General features: G+C 70.0%; 24 protein-coding genes. 16 read left to right on the top strand and 8 right to left on the bottom strand.

All coding sequences use genetic code 11. From position 1 onward, the window contains the following. Positions 1-5: 5 nt before the first annotated feature. From ACEN9J_RS15345 to ACEN9J_RS15295, 11 genes are all read left to right on the top strand, one after another. Positions 6-2,309: a Mur ligase family protein gene (locus tag ACEN9J_RS15345; RefSeq protein ID WP_413764496.1), complete on the top strand. Its 2,304-nt coding sequence runs from the start codon at positions 6-8 to the stop codon at positions 2,307-2,309. Continuing rightward, complete coding sequence (ftsW, locus tag ACEN9J_RS15340; protein WP_057591186.1) at positions 2,306-3,604, top strand: putative lipid II flippase FtsW; 1,299 nt, start codon at positions 2,306-2,308, stop codon at positions 3,602-3,604. Before ACEN9J_RS15345 ends, ftsW begins: the two co-directional genes overlap by 4 nt. Next, positions 3,601-4,665 (top strand): undecaprenyldiphospho-muramoylpentapeptide beta-N-acetylglucosaminyltransferase, encoded by a 1,065-nt coding sequence (murG, locus tag ACEN9J_RS15335; RefSeq protein ID WP_057591185.1) that lies wholly within the window; start codon positions 3,601-3,603, stop codon positions 4,663-4,665. The genes ftsW and murG overlap by 4 nt, the downstream gene beginning before the upstream one ends. Then, a complete protein-coding gene (murC, locus tag ACEN9J_RS15330) occupies positions 4,662-6,131 on the top strand; it encodes a UDP-N-acetylmuramate--L-alanine ligase (RefSeq protein ID WP_413764495.1) in 1,470 nt (489 codons plus the stop codon). Before murG ends, murC begins: the two co-directional genes overlap by 4 nt. Next, positions 6,128-7,099, top strand: a complete 972-nt coding sequence (locus ACEN9J_RS15325; protein WP_413764494.1) for a D-alanine--D-alanine ligase — start codon at positions 6,128-6,130, stop codon at positions 7,097-7,099. Before murC ends, ACEN9J_RS15325 begins: the two co-directional genes overlap by 4 nt. A gap of 2 nt (positions 7,100-7,101) precedes the next feature. Further along, complete coding sequence (locus tag ACEN9J_RS15320) at positions 7,102-7,893, top strand: cell division protein FtsQ/DivIB (RefSeq protein ID WP_057591182.1); 792 nt, start codon at positions 7,102-7,104, stop codon at positions 7,891-7,893. 21 nt (positions 7,894-7,914) lie between these two features. Then, positions 7,915-9,144, top strand: coding sequence for a cell division protein FtsA (gene ftsA / locus ACEN9J_RS15315; RefSeq protein ID WP_057591181.1), 1,230 nt, complete (start codon positions 7,915-7,917; stop codon positions 9,142-9,144). A gap of 169 nt (positions 9,145-9,313) precedes the next feature. Then, positions 9,314-10,519 (top strand): cell division protein FtsZ, encoded by a 1,206-nt coding sequence (gene ftsZ, locus ACEN9J_RS15310; protein ID WP_057591180.1) that lies wholly within the window; start codon positions 9,314-9,316, stop codon positions 10,517-10,519. Between the two features lie 250 nt (positions 10,520-10,769). Beyond that, complete coding sequence (lpxC, locus tag ACEN9J_RS15305) at positions 10,770-11,693, top strand: UDP-3-O-acyl-N-acetylglucosamine deacetylase (protein ID WP_057591179.1); 924 nt, start codon at positions 10,770-10,772, stop codon at positions 11,691-11,693. Positions 11,694-11,718: 25 nt separating this feature from the next. Then, positions 11,719-11,895: a hypothetical protein gene (locus tag ACEN9J_RS15300; protein WP_172705536.1), complete on the top strand. Its 177-nt coding sequence runs from the start codon at positions 11,719-11,721 to the stop codon at positions 11,893-11,895. Between the two features lie 126 nt (positions 11,896-12,021). Further along, the gene (locus ACEN9J_RS15295) at positions 12,022-13,185 is read left to right on the top strand and encodes an acyltransferase family protein (RefSeq protein WP_413764493.1); all 1,164 of its coding nucleotides are present in this window, start codon (positions 12,022-12,024) and stop codon (positions 13,183-13,185) included. A gap of 13 nt (positions 13,186-13,198) precedes the next feature. On the opposite strand, the gene ruvC is transcribed toward ACEN9J_RS15295, so the two are convergent. From ruvC to ACEN9J_RS15280, 3 genes are read right to left on the bottom strand one after another with little or no spacing between them, the layout of a single operon-like run. Further along, positions 13,199-13,747 carry a crossover junction endodeoxyribonuclease RuvC gene (gene ruvC, locus ACEN9J_RS15290; protein ID WP_413764492.1) on the bottom strand — a complete coding sequence of 183 codons (549 nt, stop codon included), beginning with the start codon at positions 13,745-13,747 and terminating at the stop codon, positions 13,199-13,201. A gap of 7 nt (positions 13,748-13,754) precedes the next feature. Then, complete coding sequence (locus tag ACEN9J_RS15285; protein WP_057591174.1) at positions 13,755-14,744, bottom strand: phosphatidate cytidylyltransferase; 990 nt, start codon at positions 14,742-14,744, stop codon at positions 13,755-13,757. Beyond that, complete coding sequence (locus ACEN9J_RS15280; RefSeq protein ID WP_057591172.1) at positions 14,745-15,392, bottom strand: lysophospholipid acyltransferase family protein; 648 nt, start codon at positions 15,390-15,392, stop codon at positions 14,745-14,747. It abuts the gene before it with no gap. 7 nt (positions 15,393-15,399) lie between these two features. On the opposite strand from ACEN9J_RS15280, the gene ACEN9J_RS15275 reads away from it, so the two are divergent. Continuing rightward, a complete protein-coding gene (locus ACEN9J_RS15275) occupies positions 15,400-15,828 on the top strand; it encodes a DUF2809 domain-containing protein (RefSeq protein WP_057591192.1) in 429 nt (142 codons plus the stop codon). Here ACEN9J_RS15275 and ACEN9J_RS15270 read toward each other — a convergent pair. From ACEN9J_RS15270 to ACEN9J_RS15250, 5 genes are all read right to left on the bottom strand, one after another. After that, positions 15,773-16,516, bottom strand: coding sequence for a transglycosylase domain-containing protein (locus tag ACEN9J_RS15270; RefSeq protein ID WP_057591171.1), 744 nt, complete (start codon positions 16,514-16,516; stop codon positions 15,773-15,775). The genes ACEN9J_RS15275 and ACEN9J_RS15270 overlap by 56 nt on opposite strands. Before the next feature lie 8 nt (positions 16,517-16,524). Further along, positions 16,525-17,379, bottom strand: a complete 855-nt coding sequence (gene aroE, locus ACEN9J_RS15265) for a shikimate dehydrogenase (RefSeq protein ID WP_057591169.1) — start codon at positions 17,377-17,379, stop codon at positions 16,525-16,527. Between the two features lie 43 nt (positions 17,380-17,422). Beyond that, on the bottom strand, positions 17,423-18,274 hold the full coding sequence (locus ACEN9J_RS15260) for an energy transducer TonB (RefSeq protein ID WP_057591168.1): 852 nt from the start codon (positions 18,272-18,274) through the stop codon (positions 17,423-17,425). Next, entirely contained in the window at positions 18,271-20,343 is a 2,073-nt protein-coding gene (locus ACEN9J_RS15255; protein WP_413764491.1) for a ribonuclease catalytic domain-containing protein, read from the bottom strand. The genes ACEN9J_RS15260 and ACEN9J_RS15255 overlap by 4 nt, the downstream gene beginning before the upstream one ends. 68 nt (positions 20,344-20,411) lie before the next feature. Continuing rightward, on the bottom strand, positions 20,412-21,008 hold the full coding sequence (locus tag ACEN9J_RS15250; RefSeq protein WP_057591165.1) for a YqiA/YcfP family alpha/beta fold hydrolase: 597 nt from the start codon (positions 21,006-21,008) through the stop codon (positions 20,412-20,414). Positions 21,009-21,324: 316 nt separating this feature from the next. Here ACEN9J_RS15250 and ACEN9J_RS15245 point away from each other — a divergent pair, with 316 nt between their 5' ends. Genes ACEN9J_RS15245 through tldD form a run of 4 tightly spaced genes read left to right on the top strand, consistent with a single transcriptional unit; the run spans position 21,325 to position 26,632 of the window. Continuing rightward, a complete protein-coding gene (locus ACEN9J_RS15245; RefSeq protein ID WP_057591164.1) occupies positions 21,325-22,050 on the top strand; it encodes a response regulator in 726 nt (241 codons plus the stop codon). A gap of 12 nt (positions 22,051-22,062) precedes the next feature. Next, positions 22,063-23,925, top strand: a complete 1,863-nt coding sequence (locus ACEN9J_RS15240; protein WP_413764490.1) for a sensor histidine kinase — start codon at positions 22,063-22,065, stop codon at positions 23,923-23,925. Positions 23,926-23,957: 32 nt separating this feature from the next. Continuing rightward, positions 23,958-25,112, top strand: coding sequence for a rod shape-determining protein RodA (gene rodA / locus ACEN9J_RS15235; protein WP_261211311.1), 1,155 nt, complete (start codon positions 23,958-23,960; stop codon positions 25,110-25,112). A 59-nt stretch (positions 25,113-25,171) separates the two neighbouring features. Continuing rightward, positions 25,172-26,632, top strand: coding sequence for a metalloprotease TldD (tldD, locus tag ACEN9J_RS15230; protein ID WP_057591162.1), 1,461 nt, complete (start codon positions 25,172-25,174; stop codon positions 26,630-26,632). Positions 26,633-26,709 lie beyond the last annotated feature (77 nt).

Raw genomic sequence — 26,709 nt, 5'->3', positions numbered from 1 at the left:
AACGCATGCGGCACCTGAAAGACCTCCCCGTCCTCATCCTCGGCCTCGGCGCGTCCGGGCTGGCGATGGCGCGCTGGTGCGCGCGCTACGGCGCGCAGGTGACGGTGGCCGACACGCGCGAGGCGCCGGCCTTGCTCGACACGCTGCGTGCCGAGTGGCCCGAGGCGGTGTTCGTCGGCGGGCCGTTCACGGCCGCGCTGATCGAGGGCACGCCGATCCGCGCCGTCTACCGCTCGCCGGGCCTGAGCCCCGAGACCATCGCGCCGGTGGCCGATGCGGCGCGCGCGGTCGGACTGCCGGTCGGCGGCGAGCTCGACCTGTTCGCACGCGCGCTGGCGGACCTCGCGATCGTCGAGACGCCGGCGGTGGTCGAGGTTGAAGAAGAAAGCGCGGCGCAAGGCGAGCTGGCGCTGGAGGCGGCGGTGCCGGCCGAGAGCGAGCCGGTGCCCGAGGCGCAGGCGCCTGCCGTGCTGCCCGAAGTCCAGGCGCCGGTGGCGGAAGAAGCTCCCGCAGCGGCAGAAGAGGCCGTGGTCGAGACGACGGCAGTGGCCGAAGCCGTCGAAGCCGTGGCGCCCGCGATCGAGGCGCAGCCCGCCGAACCCGAAGCCCTCGAGGAAACCTCCGAAGCACCGCGCGCTCCCGCCGCCTTGCTCGAATCGATGCCGCGCGATCCCTCGCTGAGCGTCCCCGTGCTGCAGCCGCCGGAACCCGAGGCGCCGGTCGCCGATGCGCCCGTGGTTCAGGAAGGCGTCGAGGCAGGCGCCGAGCCCGCCGAGCCCGTCGCGGCCGAAACGCCGGATGCCGCCGAAGGCACCCAACCCGAGGCCGCCGAGCCCGCGCCCGTCGCCGCACCGGCCCCCAAGCCCGCGTCGAACCTGCCGGCCTTCACGGTCGGCAAGCCCTACGTTCCCACGGCCGCGAAGGAAGCGGCCGACTTCGTCGCGAAGATCGCCGAGTTCGCCGCCACCAATCCCGCCTCGGCCGTGGCCGAGGAGGAGCCGGCGCCGCAGGCCGAGGCCCAGCCCGAGCCGGAACCCGCGCCCGAGCCCGCCAAGGGCTACACGCCGGTCGTGCTCGCGATCACCGGCACCAACGGCAAGACCACGGTCACGGCGCTGACCGGCCAGCTCATCGAGCGCGGCGGCAAGAGCGTGGCGGTGGCCGGCAACATCGGCCCGACCCTGCTCGACACGCTGAGCGCGCACCTCGATGCCGGCACGCTGCCCGAGGCCTGGGTGATCGAGCTCTCGAGCTTCCAGCTCGACGGCGTGCAGGGCTTCGAGCCCGCGGCCGCGACGGTGCTCAACCTCACGCAGGACCACCTCGATTGGCACGGCGACATGCCGGCCTATGCGCAGGCCAAGTCGCGCATCTTCGGCAAGACCGCGCTGATGGTGCTCAACCGCGACGACCCGGCCGTGATGGCGATGCTCGCCACCGCGGGCCAGGAGCCGGTCAAGCCCGTCGAGGAGGTGGTGAACGCCCGCGGCGCGCGGCGCGCGCCGGCCAGGCCCAAGGCGCAGCGCGTGCAGGTGCGCCCGCACGTCACCTTCGGCGCGAGCATGCCGCAGCGCCCCGGCGATTACGGCATCGAGCGCGTCAACGGCATGAGCTGGCTGGTGCGCGCGCACGAGGCCGACGAGACGCAGAAGCGCAAGCGCGGCCAGGTGCTCGAGGAGGAGATCTTCGTGCAGCGCCTGATGCCGGCCGACGCGCTGCGCATCCGCGGCCGCCACAACGCGATGAACGCGCTCGCCGCGCTGGCGCTCGCGAACGCGGCCGACTGCCCGCTCGGCCCGATGCTCTACGGCCTGCGCGAGTACCGCGGCGAGCCGCACCGCGTCGAGCCGGTGGCGCTGATCGACGACGTCGAGTACTTCGACGACAGCAAGGGCACCAACGTGGGCGCCACCGTGGCGGCGCTCGGTGGCCTCGGCGAGGACCGCCGCGTGGTCGTGATCCTCGGCGGCGAGGGCAAGGGCCAGGACTTCGAGCCGCTCGCGCTGCCGGTGCGCCAGTACGCGCGCGCCGTGGTGCTGATCGGCCGCGACGCGCCGCTGATCGAGGCCGCGCTGGCTGCCACCGGCGTCACGCTGATGCATGCGGGCTCGATGCACGAGGCCGTGCAGCTGGCCGCGCGCCGCGCCCACCCCGGCGATGCCGTGCTGCTGTCACCGGCCTGTGCGAGCTTCGACATGTTCAAGAACTACCCGCACCGCGCGGCGGTGTTCCGCGAGGCCGTGCAGGCGCTCGAGGACGAGCCGCGCGACTTCGGGGAACCCGATTCGACGGAAGGACCGGCATCGTGAACTCCGCCGCCGCGGGCGCCACGCCCAACACCCGGCCCGGCCGCTTCAGCGGCTGGTTCCGGCGCGCGCGCAGCGGCATCGATGCGCTGCCGGTGCACCTGCCGGTGCGCCTCGGCGGCGCCGGCTTCACCCAGACCAAGGCCGCGCCGATCCGCGTGCTGGGCTTCGACCAGGCGCTGGTGTGGGTCACGGTCGCGCTGCTGACCTGGGGCCTGATCATGGTCTATTCGGCCTCGATCGCGCTGCCCGACAACCCGCGCTTCGCGCGCGCCGGCTACAGCGCCTCGTACTTCCTCACGCGCCATGCGGCCTCGGTGGTGTTCGCCTTCATCGCCGCGCTGCTGGCCTTCCAGATCCCGATGAAGACCTGGGAGCGCGCCGCGCCCTGGCTGTTCGTGGCCTCGCTGCTGCTGCTGGTGGCGGTGCTGATCCCGCACATCGGCATCAGCGTGAACGGCGCGCGGCGCTGGCTGCCGATGGGCTTCATGCGCTTCCAGCCCTCCGAGCTCGCGAAGGTCGCGATGGTGCTCTATGCGGCCAGCTACATGGTGCGCAAGATGGAGATCAAGGAGCGCTTCTTCCGCGCCGTGCTGCCGATGGGCATCGCGGTGGTGGTGGTCGGCATGCTGGTGATGGCCGAGCCCGACATGGGCGCCTTCATGGTGATCGCGGTGATCGCGATGGGCATCCTGTTCCTGGGCGGCGTGAACGCGCGCATGTTCTTCGTGATCGCCGCGCTGGTGGTGGTGGCCTTCGGCACCATCGTCGCCACCAGCCCGTGGCGGCGCGAGCGGATCTTCGCCTACCTCGACCCGTGGAGCGAGGAGCACGCGCTCGGCAAGGGCTACCAGCTGTCGCACTCGCTGATCGCCATCGGCCGCGGCGAGATCTTCGGCGTCGGCCTCGGCGGCAGCGTCGAGAAGCTGCACTGGCTGCCCGAGGCCCACACCGACTTCCTGCTGGCCGTGATCGGCGAGGAGTTCGGCCTGGTCGGCGTGCTGCTGATCATCGGCCTGTTCCTCTGGCTCACGCGCCGCGTGATGCACATCGGCCGCCAGGCGATCGCGCTCGACCGCGTGTTCTCGGGCCTCGTGGCCCAGGGCGTGGGCGTGTGGATCGGCTTCCAGGCGTTCATCAACATGGGCGTGAACCTCGGCGCGCTGCCGACCAAGGGCCTCACGCTGCCGCTGATGAGCTTCGGCGGCTCGGCGATCCTGATGAACATGGTGGCGCTGGCGATCGTGCTGCGCATCGACTACGAGAACCGTGTCCTCATGAGAGGGGGCCGCGTATGACGGGTCGTACCGCACTCGTGATGGCCGGCGGCACCGGCGGCCACATCTTCCCGGGCCTCGCCGTGGCCGAGGCACTGCGCGAGCGCGGCTGGCGCGTGCACTGGCTGGGCGCGCCCGGCGGCATGGAAGAGAAGCTGGTGCCGCCGCGCGGCTTCGCCTTCGAGCCGGTGCAGTTCGGCGGCGTGCGCGGCAAGGGCCCGCTCACGCTGTTCCTGCTGCCGCTGCGCCTGCTGCGCGCCTTCTGGCAGAGCCTGCGCGTGGTGCGCCGCGTGAAGCCCGACGTCCTCGTGGGCCTGGGCGGCTACATCACCTTTCCGGGCGGGATGATGGGCGTGCTGCTCAACAAGCCGCTGGTGCTGCACGAGCAGAACTCGGTCGCGGGCCTCGCCAACAAGGTGCTGGCGGGCGTGGCCGACCGCGTCTTCACGGCCTTCCCCGACGTGCTCAAGAAGGCGCAGTGGATCGGCAACCCGCTGCGCGCGGCCTTCACCTCGCAGCCTGCGCCGGCCGAGCGCTTCGCGGGCCGCAGCGGTCCGCTCAAGCTGCTGGTGGTCGGCGGCAGCCTCGGCGCCAAGGCGCTCAACGCGGTGGTGCCGCAGGCGCTCGCGCGCATCGAGCCGGGCACGCGCCCGCAGGTGCTGCACCAGAGCGGCGCCAAGCAGATCGACGAGCTGCGCGCCAACTACGCGGCCGCCGGCGTCGAGGGCGAGCTCACGCCCTTCATCGAGGACACGGCCCTGGCCTATGCCGAGGCCGACCTCATCGTCGCGCGCGCCGGTGCCAGCACCGTGACCGAAATCGCGGCCGTCGGCGCCGCGGCGCTGTTCGTGCCTTTTCCTTCCGCGGTCGACGACCACCAGACCACCAACGCGCGCTTCCTCGTCGATGCCGGCGGCGGCTGGCTGGTGCAACAGACCGATCTCACCCCTGAATTGCTGGCCGATTTGCTACAGAAGACACAACGAACCGAATTGATCGAACGCGCCGAACGCGCCAGGACGATGCAGAAAACCGAGGCCGTCGAGGCGATGGTGCGCGCTTGCGAGGAGCTGGCACGATGAAGCACGCGATCCATCACATCCACTTCGTGGGCATCGGCGGCTCCGGCATGAGCGGCATCGCCGAGGTGCTGCTGAACCTCGGCTACCGCATCACCGGCTCCGACCTGTCCGACAGCGCCACGCTGCGCCGGCTCGCGGGCCTGGGCATCGGCACCTTCGTGGGCCATGCGGCCGCGAACGTGGAGGGCGCTGACGCGGTCGTGACCTCGACCGCGGTGCAGGCCGACAACCCCGAGGTGCTGACCGCGCGCGAGAAGCGCATCCCGGTCGTGCCGCGCGCCGTCATGCTGGCCGAGCTGATGCGCCTGAAGCAGGGCATCGCCATCGCCGGCACGCACGGCAAGACCACCACCACCAGCCTGGTGGCGAGCGTGCTCGCGGCCGCGGGGCTCGATCCCACCTTCGTGATCGGCGGCCGGCTCAACAGCGCGGGCGCCAATGCGCAGCTCGGCAGCGGCGACTACATCGTGGTCGAGGCCGACGAATCCGACGCCTCGTTCCTGAACCTGCTGCCCGTGATGGCGGTGGTCACGAACATCGACGCCGACCACATGGAGACCTACGGGCACGACTTCGGCAAGCTGAAGAAGGCCTTCGTCGACTTCCTGCACCGCATGCCCTTCTACGGCACGGCGATCCTGTGCACCGACGATCCGGCGGTGCGCGAGATCGTGGCCGACGTGACCTGCCCGGTCACCAGCTACGGCTTCGGCGAGGACGCCCAGGTGCGCGCGGTCGACGTGCGCGCCGTCGGCGGCCAGATGCACTTCACCGCGCAGCGCCGCAACGGCGTGACCCTGCCCGACCTGCCGGTGGTGCTGAACCTGCCGGGCGAGCACAACGTGCGCAACGCGCTGTCGGTGATCGCGGTGGCGGTCGAGCTCGGCATCGCCGACGAGGCGGTGCAGCGCGGGCTGGCCGGCTTCAAGGGCGTGGGCCGGCGCTTCCAGAGCTATGGCGAGGTCGCGGCCAAGGCCGGCGACGGCAGCTTCACCGTGATCGACGACTACGGCCACCACCCGGTGGAAATGGCCGCCACGCTCGCGGCCGCGCGCGGCGCCTTCCCGGGCCGGCGCCTGGTGCTTGCCTTCCAGCCGCACCGCTACACCCGCACGCGCGACTGCTTCGAGGACTTCGTCAAGGTCATCGGCACCGCCGACGCGGTGCTGCTCGGCGAGGTCTACGCGGCCGGCGAGCAGCCCATCGTGGCGGCCGACGGCCGCACGCTGGCGCGCGCGCTGCGCGTGGCCGGCAAGGTCGAGCCGGTGTTCGTCGACGACATCGCCGCGATGCCGCGGGCCATCCTCGACAACGCGCGTGCCGGCGACGTGGTGCTGTGCATGGGCGCGGGCTCCATCGGCGCGGTGCCGGGCAAGGTGGTCGAGCTCGGCGCGGTGCCGGTGGTGGCCGCTTCTTCTTCATCCACGACATCGCAGCACGCTGCGCACAAGGGGGAGGCGTCGTGAGCCTTCAGGATCCCACACTCTTCGGCAAGGTCGCCGTGCTGTTCGGCGGCAGCTCGGCCGAGCGCGAGGTCTCGCTGATGTCGGGCACCGGCGTGCTCGAGGCGCTGCTCTCGCGCGGCGTCGACGCCCATGCCTTCGACCCGTCGCAGCGCGACCTGTCCGAGCTCCGGCGCGAAGGCTTCGCGCGCTGCTTCGTGGCGCTGCATGGCCGCCACGGCGAGGACGGCACGGTGCAGGGCGCGCTCGAGATGCTCGGCATTCCCTACACCGGCTCGGGCGTGATGGCCTCGAGCGTGGCGATGGACAAGGTCATGACCAAGCGAATCTGGCAGGCCGACGGCCTGCCCACGCCCAAGTACGTGCGCCTGGCCTTCGACCAGCAGAGCCGCGAACAGGTGATGGCCGTGCCCGACGTGCTGGGCCTGCCGCTGATCGTGAAGCCGCCGCGCGAGGGGTCCTCGATCGGCGTGACCAAGGTCGAGGGCTACTCGCAGATGCAGGACGCGGTGACGCTGTCGGTCAAGTACGACGCCGACGTGCTCTGCGAGGAGTTCATCGAGGGCGAGGAAGTCACCTGCGCCGTGCTCGGCAGCGGCCTCGACGCGCATGCGCTGCCGGTGGTGCGCATCGCCGCGCCCGAGGGTGCCTACGACTACCAGAACAAGTACTTCACCGACGACGTGAAATACCACTGCCCGAGCGGCCTGCCCGAGGCGGAGGAGCGCGAGATCCAGCGCATCGCGCTGGCGGCCTATCGCACGCTCGGCTGCCGCGGCTGGGGCCGCGCCGACGTGATGATCCGCGCCAGCGACCGCAAGCCCTTCCTGCTCGAGATGAACACCTCGCCGGGCATGACCAGCCATTCGCTGGTGCCGATGTCGGCACGCGCGGCGGGCATCGCCTACGAGGAACTCTGCCTGCGCGTGCTGGCCACGGCCACGCTCGACGCCACGGGAGGCGCGCACTGAAGATGGCCGACAGCATCCCCACGCCCTTCGACGTCAAGCTCATGAACATCGTCGCGAACCTCGCATTCGTGGCGGTGGGCCTGATGCTGCTCGCCGCGGGCGCCTGGTGGGTGCTGCGCCAGCCCTTCTTCCCGATCGCGGGCATCAAGGTCGACGGCGAGGTGACGCACAACAACGCCGTCACCCTGCGCGCCAACGTGGCGCCGCAGCTCAAGGGCAACTTCTTCACCGTCGACCTCGCGCGCGCGCGCACCGCCTTCGAGTCGGTGCCGTGGGTGCGCAGCGCGGTGGTGCGGCGCGAGTTCCCGAACAAGCTGCGCGTGACGCTGACCGAGCAGGTGCCGGTGGCCAACTGGGGCGACGAGTCGAGCTCGAAGCTGATCAACGGCTTCGGCGACGTGTTCGAGGCCAACGTGGCGGAGGTCGACGACAAGCTGCCGCGGCTCGATGGACCGATCGAGCAGGCCGGGCAGGTGCTGGGCATGTACCGCGTGCTGCAGCCGATGTTCGAGCCCTACGACCTCGGCCTCGACGCGCTCACGCTGTCGAGCCGGGGCAGCTGGCGCGCGCAGCTCGACAGCGGCGCGACGATCGAACTGGGCCGGGGCCAGAGCGAGGAGGTGGCGGCGCGGCTGCAGCGCTTCCTGAAGACCGTGACGCAGGTCGCGGGGCAGTACCGCCGCACCATGGACGACGTCGAGGGCGCCGATCTGCGCCACAACGACGCCTATGCGTTGCGCTTGCGCGGCGTCACCACCGTGGTGGCCGACCCCAAGACGCCCAAGAAGAAATAGACGAATACCGAGGACATATCGATGCCCAAAGAATACAAGGACCTGGTTGTCGGCCTCGACATCGGCACCGCGAAGGTGATGGTGGTCGTGGCCGAGGTGCTGCAAGGCGGCGAGCTCAAGCTCGCGGGCCTGGGCATCGCGCCCAGCAACGGCCTCAAGCGCGGCGTGGTGGTGAACATCGACGCCACCGTGCAGAGCATCCAGCAGGCGCTCAAGGAAGCCGAGCTGATGGCCGACTGCAAGATCGGCCGCGTCTACACCGGCATCACCGGCAGCCACATCCGCGGCATCAACTCCAGCGGCATGGTGGCGGTGAAGGACAAGGAAGTGACGCCGGCCGACGTGGCGCGCGTGGTCGAGACCGCGCGTGCCATCAACATCTCGAGCGACCAGCGCCTGCTGCTGGTGGAGCCGCAGGAGTTCGTGATCGACGGCCAGGACGTGAAGGAGCCGATCGGCATGAGCGGCATGCGTCTCGAGGCCAAGGTGCACATCGTGACCGGCGCGCAGAGCGCGGCCGAGAACATCATCAAGTGCGTGCGCCGCTGCGGCCTCGAGGTCGACCAGCTGATGCTGAACCCGCTGGCCTCGAGCCAGGCGGTGCTGACCGAGGACGAGCGCGAGCTCGGCGTGGTGCTGGTGGACATCGGCGCGGGCACCACCGACGTCGCGATCTTCACCAACGGCGCGATCCGCCACACGGCGGTGATCCCGATCGCGGGCGACCTGATCACCAGCGACATCGCGATGGCGCTGCGCACGCCGACCAAGGACGCGGAAGACATCAAGGTCGAGAACGGCTTCGCCAAGCAGCTGCTGGCCGATCCCGACACGCAGGTCGAGGTGCCCGGCCTCGGCGACCGCGGTCCGCGCATGCTGAGCAAGCAGGCGCTGGCCGGCGTGATCGAGCCGCGCATCGAGGAGATCTTCTCGCTGGTGCAGCAGGTGGTGCGCGAGTCGGGCTACGAGGAGGTGCTCTCCTCGGGCGTGGTGCTCACCGGCGGCAGCGCGGTGATGCCCGGCATGGTCGAGCTCGGCGAGGACATCTTCCTCAAGCCCGTGCGCCGCGGCATCCCGAAGTATTCGAGCGCGCTCTCGGACATGGTCGCGCAGCCGCGCGCGGCCACCGTGATGGGCCTGCTCGAGGAGGCCCGCTTCGCGCGCATGCGCGGCTTCAAGGTGGCGCAAAAGAACGGGTCGGTAAAAACCGCGTTCGGACGTTTCAAGGACTTCATCGTGGGGAACTTCTGACCATGAACCATTCCCCACTCTGGCTCGCGCGCGGCAGCCCTCCCTTGCATTTCAACGAGCGATGGCGACGAACAGGTCCACCATCGCGACGATGAATTCGTTCTCGTCGGGTACCCCCAAAAAGATTCATTCATAGACAACGGCAACTGCAAGATTCAAGGAGTAGAAGATGACCATCGAAATGATCGAAGTCGAAGAGTTCAACCAGGGCACGCAGATCAAGGTGATCGGTGTCGGCGGTGGCGGCGGCAACGCGGTCGCGCACATGATGGAACGCGGCGTGCAGGGCGTGCAGTTCGTCTGCGCGAACACCGACGCGCAGGCCCTGCAGCGCAGCAGCGCGCAGCGCAACATCCAGCTCGGCCTGAGCGGCCTGGGTGCCGGCAGCAAGCCCGAGAAGGGCCGTGAAGCGGCCGAAGCCGCCGTGGACGAGATCCGCGCGGCCATCGACGGCGCCCACATGCTGTTCATCACCGCCGGCATGGGCGGCGGCACCGGCACCGGCGCCGCGCCGGTGATCGCGCGCGTGGCGAAGGAGATGGGCATCCTCACCGTGGGCGTGGTGACCAAGCCCTTCGACTGGGAAGGCGGCCGCCGCATGACCAACGCCGAAGCCGGCCTGGCCGAGCTCGAGGCCAACGTCGACTCGCTGATCGTGGTGCTCAACGAGAAGCTGCTCGACGTGCTGGGCGAGGACATCACCCAGGAAGAAGCCTTCGCGCAGGCCAACGACGTGCTGAAGAACGCCGTGGGCGGGATCTCGGAAATCATCAACGAGTACGGCGGCGTGAACGTCGACTTCGAGGACGTGCGCACCGTGATGGGCGAGCCGGGCAAGGCGATGATGGGCACGGCCGTGTCCTCGGGGCCCGACCGCGCGCGCATCGCGGCCGAGCAGGCCGTGGCCTGCCCGCTGCTCGAAGGCATCGACCTCTCGGGCGCCAAGGGCGTGCTGGTGCTGGTGACCGCATCGAAGAATTCGCTGAAGCTCAACGAGTCGAAGCTCGCGATGAACACCATCCGCGCCTACGCCTCGCCCGATGCGCACGTGATCTACGGTGCGGCCTACGACGACGCCCTCGGCGACGAGATGCGCGTGACCGTGGTCGCCACCGGCCTGTCGCGCGCCGACGCGCGCCGCCAGGCACCGACGCTTGAGGTGATCCGCACCGGCACCGACAACATCCCGTTCAACGTGCCCTCGATGGGCACCGGCCACGGCGGTGGCGGCAACCAGCCCAACTACGAAGGCATGGCCGTGCCCAGCGTGTGGCGCACCAACCGCACGATGGCCGCGGCCAAGGTCGATGCGCTGTCCTCGGGCGGCATGGACGACTTCGAGATCCCGGCCTTCCTGCGCCGCCAGGCCGACTGAGAACCGGACCAGGGCCCGTCGCGGGCATCTCGAAAGAGATGCCGCGCGGCGGCCCGACCGGACGCAGAGGGTTTGAAGAACTCGCAAGAGGCGCAGGAGGAGGCCCAGATAAAGCCTTCCCGCCTGTATCAGGCGCGTTTTCTTCATCCCTTTGCGTCCATTTCGGGGCTATGCCATACGAACGATGCCTATGGGTGTAATAGCCAGGGGATTGGCGCGCCACGCACGCCGCGCGCCTAAAATCGCAGGCGTGCTGCAACAACGAACCCTCAAGTCGATCAGCCGCGCCGTGGGCGTGGGGCTCCACAGCGGGCAGCGCGTGGAGCTCACGCTGCGTCCCGCCCCGGCCGACACGGGCATCGTGTTCCGCCGCGTCGACCTGCCCGAGCCCGCCGAGATCCGCATGACCGCCGAGGCGGTCACCGACACCCGGCTGGCCTCGACCGTCTCCACCGGCGGCGCCAAGGTCCAGACCGTCGAGCACCTGATGTCGGCCTGCGCCGGCCTGGGCATCGACAACCTCTACATCGACATCACGGCCGACGAGGTACCGATCCTCGACGGCTCGGCCTCGTCCTTCGTATTCCTGCTGCAAAGCGCGGGCATCGAGTTCCAGAAGGCGCCGCGGCGCTTCATCCGCGTGCTGCGCAAGGTCGAGGTGCGCGAGGGCGACGGCGCCAACGAGAAGTGGGCGGCGCTCGAGCCGTACCACGGCTACAAGCTCAGCTTCGAGATCGACTTCGATCACCGCGTCGTCAACTCCACGGGCCAGCGCGTCGAGTTCGATCTCGGCAGCGGCTCGTACAGCCGCGACATCGCGCGCGCGCGCACCTTCGGCTTCACGAAGGAAGTGGAGTACATGCGCAGCAAGGGCCTCGCGCTCGGCGGCGGACTCGACAACGCCATCGTGATGGACGACACCAAGGTGCTCAATGCCGGCGGCCTGCGCTACGACGACGAGTTCGTGAAGCACAAGATCCTCGACGCGATGGGCGACCTCTACATCATCGGCAAGCCGCTGCTCGCGGCCTACACCGCCTTCCGCTCGGGCCATGCGCTCAACAACAAGCTGCTGCGCGAACTGCTTTCGCACAGCGACGCCTACGAGATCGTGACCTTCGCCGACGAGAAGCGCGCGCCGCGCGGCTTCAACGAAGTCGCTCGCGCCTGGTAGGCGAGCCGCGGCCGATCCACCACGCATGCTCCTCTTTCGCTGGGCCCTGCTGTTCCTCCTGCTGATGGCCGGCGTCTCGTTCGCGTTCTATGCGGGCACCGGCCAGCCCAAGTACCGGCGCTTCGGCTGGATCGTGCTCAAGTGGACCCTGCTCGCGGCCTGCGGCTTCTTCGCGGTGCTGATCGCCGAACGCGTGGCCTGATCCGGACCGGCACCGCCGGTCTCCCGTCGCCGGGTGAGCGGCGGTCCACACTCCTCCGTCCGGAGGAGATTTCATTAAGAATTCCTTTTGTAATATCCGCCCCGAAAATTTGATCGGGGGGGACGGATGACTCCATCGCAACAGGGTGGCGTTGGCGGCGTGGCCGGGACGGAGGCAGAAAAACGGGGCGGGGGACGGGTCTTCGGGCTGGATCTGCTGCGGGCACTGGCCATCGGCGGCGTGCTCGTCAGTCATCTGCAGCTGGTGTTCTGGGGCGGCGGCTCGTCACTTGCGGGCATCTCGGGCAGCCTGGGCGTGGAGCTCTTCTTCGTGCTCAGCGGCTTCCTCATCGGCGGCCTGCTGCTCGACATCCTCGAGCAGGGCGCCGGCCCGCGGGCCTTGTGGACCTTCCTGGTGCGGCGCTGGATGCGCACGATCCCGCTGTACTACCTGTGGCTCGGCGTGCTGCTGCTGTGCGGAACCTGGGCCGGTGCCACGCGGTGGCCCTGGTTCTTCCTGAGCTTCACGCAGAACCTGGCCTGGCCCATGACCAGCGCCTGGTTCGACGTCTCGTGGTCGCTGATGGTCGAGGAGTGGTTCTACCTGCTGTTCGCCACCCTGCTGATCGCCCTGGCCGGCGTCATGCGCGCCCCGCGGGCCCTGGCGATCTGCTGCGGGCTCTTCATCGTGCTGCCCTTGCTGGCGCGCTGGATCGCCGACGACGCGGTCGCCGCCGACTGGGACGCACGGATTCGCAAGGTCGTGCTGCTGCGCCTCGACGCGATCGCCTATGGCGTGGCCATGGCCTGGCTGATGCGCAGTCGGCGCCGGGCCTGCGATGCGCTCGCGCAGCCGATGCTGGCGCTGGGCCTCGCGCTGGTCGGGGCCTCGGTGCTGAGCAGCCTGGAGCCGGCCTCCTACCAGAGCGCGTCGTGGCGCGCGGGCTTCTTCAGCCTGACCTCGACGGGCTTCGCGCTGTGCTTCCCGGCCGTCGCGCGGATGCGGCAGCCGGGCCGGGGCACGGAGGCGCTGGTGCGCTGGGCCAGCCAGCGTTCGTACGGCATGTACGTCGTCCACCTGTCGGTGATGGAGTTCGCGCGCCGGCTCGTGCTCGACGGCGTGCTGCAGCCACGCGAGGGCGTGCTGCTGGCCGGCCTGGCGACCGCCGTGCTGGCCGAGTTGTCGTACCGGCTGGTGGAGGTGCCGCTGCTGGTCCGGCGTCCGCCGCAACATGCGCGCGCCGATCGCGGCCATCGAAACCGCCGCGGCATGCGGGTCATCGCTTTCTGAGCGTGCCGGCGGCTCAGCGCGAGCGGCCCTGCCGGTAGCGCCCGGTCGTCGAGTGCGACAGCGTGGCGGCTTCCGCCAGCCGCGCCAGCGTGCGCCCGACCTGCGCATGCGTGATCGCGATGCCCAGCGCGTCGGCCGCGTCGCTGCCGGGCAGGCCCGGCAGGTCGAGCAGGCGCTTCACCATCTCCTGGATTTGCGCCTTGGCCGCCTGGCCGTGGCCCGCGACGGCCTTCTTCATCTGCAGCGCGGTGTACTCGGCCACCGGCAGGTCGTTGCTGACCAGCGCGGTCACGCAGGCACCGCGCGCCTGACCCAGCAGCAAGGTGGACTGCGGATTGACGTTGACGAACACGATCTCGACCGCCGAGGCATCGGGCCGGTAGCGCTCGGTGATCTCGGCGATGCCGTCGAACAGCACCTTGAGCCGCTGCGGCAGGCTGCCGCTGGTGACGCTGCGCGTGCTGATGGTGCCGCTGGCCACGTAGCGCAGCGCGTGGCCATCGACGTCGATGATGCCGAAGCCGGTGGTGTTGAGGCCGGGGTCGATGCCCAAGATGCGCATGTGTTCCCTAGGCCCCGAAATACCAGCGCACGGAATGGAAGAAGATCGGCGCCGCGAAGCACAGCGCATCGACGCGGTCGAGCAGGCCGTTGGCACCCGTGACGCCCACGCCCTTCTGGCCCCAGTTGGGAATACCGCGGTCGCGCTTGAGCGCCTTCATCACGAGGTGGCCCATGGAGCCCGCGATGCAGGCGATGACCGAGACCGCGAGCGCCTGGCCGAACTTGAAGGGCGTGATGAAGGAGAACAGCGCGCCCACCAGGCTGGCCACCGCGATGCCGATGCCCCAGCTGGTCCAGTTGAAGCTGCGGCTCACGTTGGGCGCGAAGGGCGTGCGCTGGCTGCGGCGCGAGATCAGGTGCTGCACCAGCACCGAGGTCTGGACCACGAAGACCAGGAAGAACACCAGGAAGGCGCTCTTGCCCTCGTAGCCCGGAAAGCTCAGCAGCAGCAGCGCCGGCACGTGGCTCATGCCGTAGACGCAGACCATGATGCCCCACTGCAGCTTGGCGTTGCGCTCGAGGAAGTGGCTCGGGTCGTCGGCCAGCGCGCTGGCCACCGGGATCGCGAGGAACACGTAGACCGGGATGAACACGGTGAACAAGTCGAAGCGCGCGGTGGCCACGAGCCAGAACTGCACCGGCAGCACCACGAAGAAGGCGAGGATCAGGCTGCGGTGGTCGCCGCGCCGCGTGGGAGAGAGGGTGATGAACTCGCGCAGCGCGAAGAAGGCGATCAGCGCGAACAGCACCGTGGCCACGGTCTCGCCGAGCGCCCAGCCGATCCAGAAGATCACGGCCATGAACCAGGTGGTGCCCAGCAGCTTGCGGAAGTGCGCGAGCTCGGCCTGCCAGGCGGCGTCGTGCACCGGGTTGCGCCGCTCCCTGAAGCTCAGGAAGAAGGCGGCGGTGCTCACGACCACGAGCACGCCGAAGACGATCAGGAACAGCGCCGCGACCTGCTGCGTGGGGCTGAGGCTGCGGAGAAATTGATTCATTCAGACGTCGCGCAAGGCGATCACTGCGGCACGCGCGCGGTCGAGGAAGGGACGCCGCTCCTCGCCGGCCTCGACGCGGATCGGCGCGCCGAAGGTGACGGAGCAGAGGATCGGCACCGGCACGATCTCGCCCTTGGGCATCACGCGCTGCACGTTGTCGATCCAGGCCGGCACCAGCACCACCTCGGGGAACTGGGTGGCGAGCGCATAGAGGCCCGACTTGAATTTCTGCGGCTCGCCGGTGTGGCCGCGCGTGCCCTCGGGGAAGATGATGATCGAGTCGCCGCTGCGCAGCGCCTCGACCAGCGGGGCGAGCGGGTCGACGGCACGGGCTTCCTCGGGCGCCGCGGCGGAGGGCTCGGGCGCGGCCGCCTGCCGTTCGACGTACACCGCGTTGAACACCTCGGTCGTGATCCAGCGCTTGACCGGCGTGTTGGCCCAGTAGTCGCGCGCCGCGATCGGGCGCGTGATGCTGCGCAGCTCCTCGGGCAGCGCGGCCCAGATCATCACCAGGTCGGCATGGCTCTGGTGGTTGGCGAAATAGATGCGCTGCTCGGCCTTCGGCGGGCAACCGTACCAGCGCGCCTGGGCACCGGTGAGCAATCGCACCACGCCCAACAGCAACCATCCCACGAGCTTCGCCAACATGGAGGCGATGATACGGGCCATGCGATGGCGTCTTGCTCCTCTTCCCCTGGCCGGGGCACTGGCCCTGTTCGTGCTGCTGGCACTGCTCGCGACCGTGGGCGCGCGCTGGGGCTGGGTGCGCAGCTTCCTCGGCGACGTGCTGGCCGTGGTCTGGGTCTACCTGGTGTTCAAGGCCTTCATCGAGGCGCGCGTGCTGCCGCTGGCGCTCGCGGCCTTCGGCGTGGGGCTGCTGGTGGAGCTGGGCCAGTACCTGGCGGCCACCTGGCAGCTGCATATTCCCAACCGCGCGCTGCGCATCGTGCTCGGCAGCACGGCCGACTGGTGGGACGTGCTGGCCTATGCGATCGGCTTCGCGGCGGTGCTGGCGGGCGAGGCCCTGTTCAGGGCAGGTCGGCCGAAGGCATCCGCGCCACGATCGTCGACGCCCGCCCGTTGAGGTAGGGCGAGTTGGGCCGGCGCTCGTAGAACTTCGGGCTCGGCAGCATCACCGCGAGGCGCGCGGCCTCGTACGAGCTCAGGCGCGCGGCCGGCTTCCTGAAGTAGTACTGCGCGGCCGCCTCGGCACCGAACACGCCTTCGCCCCATTCGACGCTGTTGAGGTAGATCTCGAGGATGCGCCGCTTGTCGAGCAGCGTCTCGAGCAGCACGGCGAGCACCAGTTCCTGGCCCTTGCGCAGCATGGTGCGCTCGCCCGACAGCAGCAGGTTTTTCGCGAGCTGCTGCGTGATGGTGGAGCCGCCGCGCAATGGTGCCGCCTGCGCCGTCTTGCCGCGCGCCGCGGCGCGTGCCATGCGCTTGGCGGCCAGTTCCTCGGCGCGCGCATTGCGCTGGCGCGCGCGCTCGATGGCTTCCCATTCCACGCCGTCATGGTCGATGAAGCTGGCATCCTCGCTCGCGATCACCGCGCGCTTGAGGCTGTCGTTGATCTGCGCATAGGGCACCCACTCCTGGCGCCAGGCACCCTCGCTGCCCTTGTGGGTGGCGATCTGCCAGGCCTCGGAGCGCTGGAAGGCGGTGCTCTGCGGGTCGATCGCCGCCATGGCCGCGATGCGCACGACGAAGAACAGCTCGAGCGCGAGGCCGGCCAGCAGCAGGCAGGCGATCCAGCGCAGCGCGGCCTTCATGAGGTGCTTCAGGCGGCGGCGAGCCGCGCGCGCAGCTCGTCGAGCACCTGGGCCGAAGGCGGTCGCACGCCGCGCCAGATCTCGAAGGATTCGGCCGCCTGCTCGACCAGCATGCCGAGGCCGTCGCGCGCCACGGCGCCGTGGGCCTGCGCCCATTGCAGGAAGCCCGCGGCCGCGGGGCCGTACATCATGTCGACCGCCAGCGCGCCCGCGCGCAGCACCTGCGCGCCGACCGGCACCGCGTCGCCCGCGAGGCTGGAGGCGGTCGCATTGATCACGACATCGAAGTCGCCCGGCACCGCATCGAGCGCCCAGGCCTCGAGCGAGGCGCCGTGGGCCAGCGCGAGCGCCGCATGCCGGCGCACCAGCGCCACCGCCTTGTCGACCGTGCGATTGGCCACCACCACGCGCGCCGCGCCCGCGTCGAGCAGCGGCCCGAGCACGCCGGCCGCGGCGCCGCCGGCACCGATCAGCAGCAGCGACCTGCCGGCCAGCGGCACGCGCGCATTGCGCTCGATGTCGTTGACCAGGCCGATGCCGTCGGTGTTGTCGGCATGGATGTCGCCATCGGCCGCGAAGCGCAAGGTGTTGACCGCGCCCGCGAGCGTGGCGCGCTCGCTGGTGTGCTGCGCGATGGCGGCGGCGTCGAACTTGAAGGGCACGGTGACGTTGCAGCCGCCCGCGTGGTCGCCGCGTTCGGCGGCCTCGCGCCGGAAGGCGGCGATGCCCTCGGCGAAGGCGCCGAGCGCGACCAGCCGGCGCTCGTAGGCGATCGGCTGGTTGCAGAGTTCGGCGAAGCGGGCATGGATCCACGGCGAGCGGCTGTGCTCGACCGGGTTGCCCATCACGCAGTACAGGTCCATGGCGCGGGTCTCCTGGCTTCTTCTTCTCTTCGGGCCGTCGCCGCTACTGCGACGACAGCTCGATGGTCTCGTCGCGCGTGAAGCGGAAGCGCGACTGGATCACGATCTGGTCGGTCTGGCGGCGCATCGCGTCGGTGAACTTGCCGAAGCTGCCGATGCTGCGCACGATGGCCTGGGCACGGCGGTCGAGCGTGGTGTTGCCCGAGCTCTCGTCGATCACGGTGTCGAGCAGGCTGCCGTCGTGGTTGATGGTGATCGTCATCTTGAGTTCGCCGTAGAGCTTCTTGCCGGCCGCGGTCGGGAAATTCTCGGTGCCGCGCACCTCGATGCGCCGGCGCAGCGAATCGACGTACAGCGCATAGGCGGCCTCGCGCGTCGACGGGCTCAGGTAGCGCTTCTTGGGGCGCGCGTTCTCCTCGTTCACGCGGCGCTCGATCTCGGCCAGCAGCTCGACCATCTGGCGGCGCTTCTCCTCGCGCGCGGTGGCTTCCTTGGGGTCGCCGCTCACGCGCGGGTCGGGCGGCGGCATGGCCGCGAGGTCGCGCTTGAGCTGGGTCAGCAGCTGCATCTGCTGCTGCTGCATCAGGTCGACCTGGCGCTGCGCCTCCTCGGCGGAATCGCCGACCGCGCTGAAGGAGGAGGGCGGCAGCGGACTGGTGGCGCGGCCGCGCTCGAGGTCGCCACCGCCGGCGAGCGAGGTCTGGGCCATCACACGGGTCTTGGGATCCGGCGCTTCGTGGGTCTTCGAGTTGACGAGGATCACTTCGAGCGGCGTTTCGGTGAACGCGCGGTTGAAGGCCTCGGGGTCGACGAAACGCACCGCCAGCAGCGCGGCATGCGCGATGACGGACACACCCAGCGCAATCTGCAGGGTGCTCAGATCCTTGAGGTTCATGCGGGCGCGTTCTCCGCGGCCGCTCCCGCGTCGGGGGCGGCGTCGCCATCGGCCAGGTCGACCGCGATCGCGATCGGGCCGGCGACTTCCTCTTCCTCGTCCTCGGCGTCGTCCACCGCGCCGGCCGCGGGCGCATCGAGGCGCTCAAGCACGGTGCCGCTGACGTCGAGCGCGATCTCGTCGATCTCGCCGAGCTTCACGCGCAGGCGCGCGCCGCGTTCCTGCTGGCCGGCCACCGGGAACACCAGCGGCAGCGCGTCGGCGCGCACCAGCGCGCCGTTGGGCAGGTCCTTGATGACGGTGGCCTCGAGCTCGGTGATGCCCTGCTGCTCGAGGTACTTCAGCGTCCAGAAGCGTTCCATGCCGCCCTGGTAGCCGTTGTAGGCCGCATAGGCCGCGTCGAAGCCCGAGAGGATCGAGAACAGGTCGGCGTCCTTGGGCTTGAACGGCGCGGCCAGCGCGGCGGTCTTGCCGTGGCGCGCGGCCGCGATGATCTGCCACTGGTTCACCAGGTCGGTGTAGCGGCGCAGCGGCGAGGTGCTCCAGGCATAGCTCTTCACGCCCAGGCCCGCGTGCGGCAGCGCGCGCGTGCCCATGCGCACCTTGATGCCGGGCGCGAGGCTGGCCTGGCTGCGGTAGAGCCCGGGCACGCCGAGCTCGCCGAGCCAGCCGCCCCAACTGCTGTTGGCCAGGATCATGGCCTCGGACACGATCAGGTCGAGCGGCGCGCCGCGCTGGCGCGTCGTGATCTGCACCTGCTCGGCGCCCGTGGGTTCGGCGCCGTCGTTGCCGACCAGGCGGAAGTTGTAGTCGGGCCGGTTGAAGTTCTCGGGCTTGCCGCGCACGACCTCGCGCTGGGCCTTCAGCTGGCGCGCGAGGCGGTGCAGGAACGAGAGCTGGGGACGGAAGCGCGCGGCGGCGGCCGGCGTGTCCTCGTGCGTGATCGAGCCGTCCTCGAGCCAGGGCTGCGTCACCACGCTATCGAGCTGGTCATGCCGCAGGTTGGCGGCGATCGGCACGCGCTCGAGCTTCGTCTCGGTCGACTGCAGTTCGAGCGTGGCTTCGTCGAAGCGCGCATAGAGCGACACGGCCGGGCGGTCGGCGCCCTCGAGCAGCGTGTAGGTGTCGACCACCTCGTCGGGCAGCATCGTGATCTTGTAGCCCGGCATGTAGACCGTGGACATGCGCGCGCGCGCCACCTGGTCGATCGCGCTGCCGGGCGCGAGCGCGAGGCCCGGCGCGGCGATGTGGATGCCGACCGTGACCGTGCCGCTGCCCAGGCCCTGCACCGAGAGCGCGTCGTCGATCTCGGTGGTCTGCGAGTCGTCGATCGAGAAGGCCTCGACGCCCTCGGCCAGCGGCAGTTCGTCGGCGATGGCGGGCGCCACGAGCGCGGGGAAGCCCGTGCCCTTGGGGAAGTTCTCGAACAGGAAGCGGCGCCAGTGGAACTGGTAGGGCGAGTCGATCGCGCCCGCGCGCTCGAGCAGTTCGAGCGGCGCGCGCTGCGAGGCGCGCGAGGCTTCCACCACCGCCTTGTATTCGGGCGCGTTCTTGTCGGGCTTGAACAGGATGCGGTAGAGCTGCTCGCGCACCGGCGCGGGGCACACGCCCTCGGCGAGCTGGCCGGCCCATTCCACGATCTGCGCCTGGATCGCCTTCTTCTTCTCGATCGCGGCCAGCGCCTGCTGCACGATCTCGGCCGGCGCCTTCTTGAAGCGCCCCTTGCCCGCCCGGCGGAAGTAGTGCGGCGCCTCGAACAGCGCGAACAGCGCCGCGGCCTGCTGCGCCAGCGAGGGCTTGTCGCTGAAATAGTCGGCCGCCAGGTCGGCGAAGCCGAACTCGCCCTCGGCCGCGAATTCCCAGGCCAGGTCGAGGTCCATGGAGGCCGCGAGCGCGCGTCCCTCGGCGATCAATTCGGCGGGCGAGGGCTTCTCGAACCGCAGCACGATGTTGGCGCCCTTGACCTTGACGCGCTTGCCGGTCTCGAGCTCGACCTGCGCCGAGGCTTCCGCCTCCGACAGCACGCGCCCGCCGAGGTATTTGCCGGCTTCTTCAAACAATACAAACATGGGCCGGATTCTCCCATGCAGGCGGGGCGGGCCTGTGGCGCGGGAGCCGCAGGCCGCCGGTTGGCGCGTTATGGAACTGGGTTGATGAAGGCCATCACGTCGTCCAGATGGCTCTTCTTGAAGTCCGAAAGGGCGTGATCGCCGCCCTCTATCAACTTGACGCGGCTGTCGGCGTAGCGCGCCGACATCTCGTGCCAGTCGAGCACCTCGTCGCCCTTGGCGATGACCGCGAACACACGCTCGGGGCGGGTCAGCGAGCCGACCTCCATGGCGCGCAGCTCGTGGATGTACTCGGGGCGGAAATAGAAATGCTCGGCCGGATCGTGCCAGGCGCTCTGGTCGCCGATGTAGAGCGTGAGGTCGCGCGCGGGATGGACGGCCGGGTTCAGCAGCACGGCGCGGCAGCGCGTCATGCCCGCGACGTAGGTGGCGTAGAAGCCGCCGAGCGAGGAGCCCACCACCGCCATCGACTTGCGCGGCCAGTCGGCGATGCCCTTCATCACCATGTCGATCGCATCCTTGGGCGAGGGCGGCAATTGCGGGCACCACCAGTGCAGGTTCGGATGCCGCTGGGCCACCCGATCCGCCACCGCGCGCGCCTTGGTGGAGCGGGGCGAGGAACGAAAGCCGTGCAGGTACAGCAGATGGGTGGTTTGTGGTTCCATGCGGGGGGGCGACGGAAAGCGCGTCGATGGCGCGCTGCTTGCGAAGTCCAGGTAATTTTGCATGAGGTCCGTGCCCATCAGATGGCGTCGAGGCGACAAAAACCCCGCGGTGCGGGCTTCCCGGAACGGGAGAGGGTCCTCGATGTCAGCGTGGCGCGGCAGGGGCACAACGCGAAAGTATTCATCGCGTGTTCCTCCCATCGTGCAAAGTTCGAAGACGATTCGAGTGTGTGTGCAAGCCTCCCGATGCACATCCCATGAAAGGGTGAGGATTCGCGGACCTGCGAAAGCGTGCGCCGGCTTATGCTTCGGCCCCATGACTACCGAGGACCCCCATGACGCTACGCCCCGCCGCTGGGGCGTGCTCGTGGTCGAGGACGACAGCCGCGCCCGTGCCTTCTTCGAGACCAGCGTGCAGCGCAGCCCGCAGCTGTTCTGGCTCGGCAGCGCCGGCACGGTGAGCGAGGCGCTGGGCTGGCTCGCGCGCACCGCCACCATTCCCGACGTGCTGCTGGTCGACCTCGGCATGCCCGACGGCACCGGCCTGGACGTGATCCGCGATGCCGTCGCGCGTTTCCCGGGCTGCGAGCCGCTGGTGGTGTCGGTGTTCGGCGACGAGGAGAACGTGCTCGCGAGCATCGAGGCCGGCGCCGTCGGCTACATCCACAAGGACGCGGCGCCCGAGGACATCGCCCAGACCATCGTCGAGATGAAGGCCGGCGCCTCGCCGATCTCGCCCATGATCGCGCGCCGCGTGCTGGCCAAGTACCGCAGCCTGCAGTCGGCCAGCGTGCCGGGCACGGCCGAACCCGAAGCCGCGCCCGACGCGGGCGAGCGCGCGCTGCTGTCGGCGCGCGAGCACGAGGTGCTGACGCTGATCGCGCGCGGCTTCTCGTACGCCGAGATCGCGCGCCTCAAGGGCCTGAGCGTGCACACGGTGCAGACCCACATCAAGAACCTCTACGGCAAGCTCGCGGTGCATTCCAAGAGCGAAGCCGTGTTCGAAGCCACGCGACTGGGGCTGCTGTCGCGTTCCGGCTGAGACGGGACATCCGTGCTCCGGACCCTGCGCGGGCGGCTGCCCGCGATGCCGATCGCGCCGTGGCTGCTGCTGCTCGTGCTGGCCCTGTGGACCGGGTGGGCCATGGGAGCCGGCGCCGCCGACCGTCCGCTCGAACTGCGCCGCGGCACGGTCACCGCCGAGGTCGACGGCGCGGTGCGCAGCGAGCCGGTCGAGCTGTCCTACCACTGGGACCGGCTGCACCGCGGCCGGCCCGGGCTCGCGAGCTTCGACCTGCCCTTCGTGCTGCCCACCGCCCCCGACAGCCCCTGGGGCATCTTCATTCCACGCACCGGCAACGTGTTCGAGGTGCAGCTCAACGGCGCGCTGCTGCAGGTCTACGGCGACCTCTCGCGGGGCAACGGCGCCGATTACGCCAAGGCGCCGATCTACGTGCCGGTGCCCGGCGAGCTGCTGCGGGCCGGCGAGAACCACCTGCAGATCCGCATCCGCGCCGACAGCGCGCGCCGCGCCGGGCTGTCGCGCGTGTTCATCGGCCCGGCCGACGCGGTGCGCAACGGGCTGTTCGAGCCGGCCTATGCCTGGCGCTTCACCGCCTCGGTGCTGCTGACCGCCTTCAGCCTGATCGTCGGCGCCATCGCGCTGGCGCTGTGGCTCACGCAGGTCGATGCGACCGCGACCGGGCAGCCGCGCCGCGACGGCATCTACCTGTGGGCGGCGCTGGCCGAGTTCTGCTGGGCGATCCGGGTGGCCGACGGCGTGATCGCCGAACCGCCGCTGCCGTGGGTACCCTGGGGCGTGCTGATGGCGACCTGCTATGCCGGCTGGGCCGCCTCGGCCATGATGTTCTGCTACCACCTCGCCGACTGGGGCCGCACGGCCCACACGCGCTGGCTGCGCTGGCCGCTGCTGGCCGTGGTGCTGGGCACCGTGGTCTCGACCGCGCTCGCGCTGCAGCGCGAGCAGCCGATCTGGCTCACCGGCTGGCTCGCGATCGAGATCGTGGTGATCGCGGTCTTCGTCGGTGCCTTCGTCGGCTCCACCGCGCGGCGTCCCAGCGCCGAGCGGCTGCTGGTGGCCGCCGCGGCCCTGCTCACGCTGGCCTTCGGCGTGCGCGACTGGCTGGTGATCCGCCTGAGCGACGCCTACGGGGAGACCACCTGGGTGCGCTACTCGTCGGTGTTCTTCGGCATCGCGCTGCTCCTGATCGTGCTGCGGCGTTTCCGCGCGGCCAGCGTCGCGGCGCGCGGCGCGGTCCGCACTCTGGCCGAGCGGGTGGCGCAGCGCGAGCGCGAGCTGGCTTCGACCTATGCCGAGCTCGAGCGGGCGGCGCGCGACCAGGCGCGCACCCACGAGCGCGAGCGCATCCTGCGCGACATGCACGACGGCGTGGGCTCGCACATCAGCTCGGCGATCCGCCAGCTGCAGTCGGGCCAGACCAGCTCCGAGGAGCTGCTGCGCACGCTGCGCGACTCGATGGACCAGCTCAAGCTGTCGATCGACTCGATCCACCTGCCGCCGGGCGACGTCGGCGCGCTGCTGGCGGCGTTCCGCTACCGGCTCGAGCCGCGCCTGGCCACGGCCGAGGTCGCGCTCGACTGGGCCGTGGACGAGGTCGCGCCGGTGGCGCACCTCGACGCGCACGGCATGCGGCAGCTGCAGTTCCTGTTGTTCGAGGCGATCTCGAACGTGCTGCAGCACGCGCAGGCGCGGGTGCTGCGGCTGGAGGCGCGCATGGAAGGCACGGCGCTGGCGCTGCGCGTGATCGACGACGGGCGCGGCTTCGACGCCACCCGGCCGCCGCGCTCGCTGGCCGAGCGGGCGGGCGCCATCGGCGCGCGGCTGGCGCTCGAAAGCCGACCGGGCCGCACGGTCGTTCAGCTGGTTTTCGACTGAGCGGGCCCGGCGGGCGCGGATAATCCGCGCCCATGTCCGCCGTGTTCAATCAGCCCTCCCTGGCGCGCCGGGTCGCGCCCATCTTCCAGGGCTTCGACGGCTTTCTGGCCTTCGCCGTGCTGCTGCTGGCCTTCGCGGGCCTGCTGACGATGTATTCCTCGGGCTACGACCACGGCACCCGTTTCGTCGACCATGGCCGCAACATGCTGCTGGCCGGCTTCATCATGTTCGTGGTGGCGCAGGTGCCGCCGCAGAAGCTCATGCTCGCCGCCGTGCCGCTCTATGCGGCGGGGGTGGCGCTGCTGGTGGCGGTGGCGCTGTTCGGCATCACCAAGAAGGGCGCCACGCGCTGGATCAACGTGGGCATGGTGATCCAGCCCAGCGAGATCCTGAAGATCGCCATGCCGCTGATGCTGGCCTGGTGGTTCCAGCGCCGCGAGGGGCAGCTGCGGCCGCTCGACTTCGTGGTGGCGACCGTCCTGCTGGCGGTGCCGGTCGGCCTGATCATGAAGCAGCCCGACCTCGGTACCTCGCTGCTGGTGCTGGCGGCCGGCCTGGCGGTGATCTTCTTCGCGGGGCTGCCCTGGAAGCTGATCGTGCCGCCGGTGCTGCTGGGCGCCGTGGCGATCACGCTGATCGTGAGCTTCGAATCGCAGCTGTGCACCGACGGCGTCGACTGGCGCGTGCTGCACGACTACCAGAAGCAGCGCGTGTGCACGCTGCTCGACCCGAGCAAGGACCCGCTGGGCAAGGGCTTCCACATCATCCAGGGGATGATCGCCATCGGCTCGGGCGGCGTCGGCGGCAAGGGCTTCATGCAGGGCACCCAGACGCACCTGGAGTTCATTCCCGAGCGCACCACCGACTTCATCTTCGCCGCCTATTCCGAGGAATTCGGCCTGGTGGGCAACCTGGCGCTGATCTCGGCCTTCATCCTGCTGATCTTCCGCGGGCTGGCGATCGCGCTCAACGCCACCACGCTGTTCTCGCGCCTGCTGGCGGGCGCGGTGACCATGATCTTCTTCACCTACGCCTTCGTGAACATGGGCATGGTCAGCGGCATCCTGCCGGTGGTGGGGGTGCCGCTGCCCTTCATCAGCTATGGCGGCACGGCCATGGTCACGCTGGGGCTGGGGCTGGGGATCCTGATGTCGATCGCGCGCGCCCGGAAGCTGGCGCAGAACTGAGCGCGGCCCGAGCATCCCGCCGTCCCCGCGGAATGGGGCGGCTGCCTAGAATGGCTCTTATGATCTCCCGCGAACCCACCATCGAGCGCCTCGCCACGGCGCAACAACTGCTGCTCACGCCCTTCGGCCTCGACGAATCGCACCTGAGCAAGGCCCTGGCCGAGATCACCGCGCACCGCGTGGACGACGCCGACCTGTACTTCCAGTACACCCGCAGCGAGGGTTGGAGCCTCGAGGAAGGCATCGTCAAGACCGGCAGCTTCAGCATCGACCAGGGCGTCGGCGTGCGCGCGGTCAGCGGCGAGAAGACGGCCTTCGCCTATTCCGACGACATCTCCGAGGCCTCGCTGCTCGACGCGGCGCGCACCGTGCGCTCGATCTCCGCCGCGGGCCGCACCGGCCGCGTGAAGACCGTGCCGCGCAAGATCGCCTCGAGCCGCTCGCTCTACGCCGGCCTCGATCCCATCGCCACGCTCGACAGCACCGCCAAGGTGAAGCTGCTCGAGAAGGTCGAGCAACTGGCCCGCTCGCGCGACCCGCGCGTGTCGCAGGTCATGGCCGGCCTCGCGAGCGAGTACGACGTGGTGCTGGTGGCGCGCGCCGACGGCACGCTGGCGGCCGACGTGCGGCCGCTGGTGCGGCTGTCGGTCACCGTCATCGCCGAGCAGAACGGCCGCCGCGAGGTGGGCTCGGGCGGCGGCGGTGGACGCTTCGGCCTGGCCTACTTCGACGACGAGCAGATCGCCGAGTACGTCGACCATGCCGTCAAGTCGGCGCTGACCAACCTCGAGTCGCGCCCCGCGCCCGCGGGCGAGATGACCGTGGTGCTCGGCCCGGGCTGGCCCGGCATCCTGCTGCACGAGGCCATCGGCCACGGCCTCGAGGGCGATTTCAACCGCAAGGGCTCGAGCGCCTTCTCGGGCCGCATCGGCCAGCGCGTAGCCGCCAAGGGCGTGACCGTGCTCGACGACGGCACCATCGCCGATCGCCGCGGCTCGCTCAACGTCGACGACGAGGGCAATGCCAGCCAGCGCAACGTGCTGATCGAGGACGGCATCCTCAAGGGCTACATCCAGGACGCGCTCAACGCCCGCCTGATGAAGGTCAAGCCCACCGGCAACGGCCGCCGCGAGAGCTACGCCCACGTGCCGATGCCGCGCATGACCAACACCTACATGCTCGGCGGCGACAAGGCGCCCGAGGAGATCGTGGCGAGCATCAAGAAGGGCCTGTACGCCGTCAACTTCGGTGGCGGCCAGGTCGACATCACGAGCGGCAAGTTCGTGTTCTCGGCCAGCGAGGCCTACTGGGTCGAGAACGGCAAGATCCAGTACCCGGTCAAGGGCGCGACCATCGTGGGCAACGGCCCCGACGCGCTGACCCGCGTGAAGATGATCGGCGACGACATGGCGCTCGATTCGGGCGTGGGCACTTGCGGCAAGGAGGGCCAGAGCGTGCCGGTGGGCGTCGGCCAGCCCACCTTGCGCATCGACGGGCTCACTGTAGGCGGAACGGCTTAAGACTTTCGTCACTTGCGGAGCGTTTCCTCCCGTTGCTAAGCTGCGCCCTTTTGCGACGACGCATTCAAGGAGCATTT

Source organism: Variovorax sp. Varisp41 (assembly GCF_047325085.1).
GTDB lineage: Bacteria > Pseudomonadota > Gammaproteobacteria > Burkholderiales > Burkholderiaceae_C > Variovorax.
This window is presented reverse-complemented; position numbering and strand designations above follow the sequence as displayed.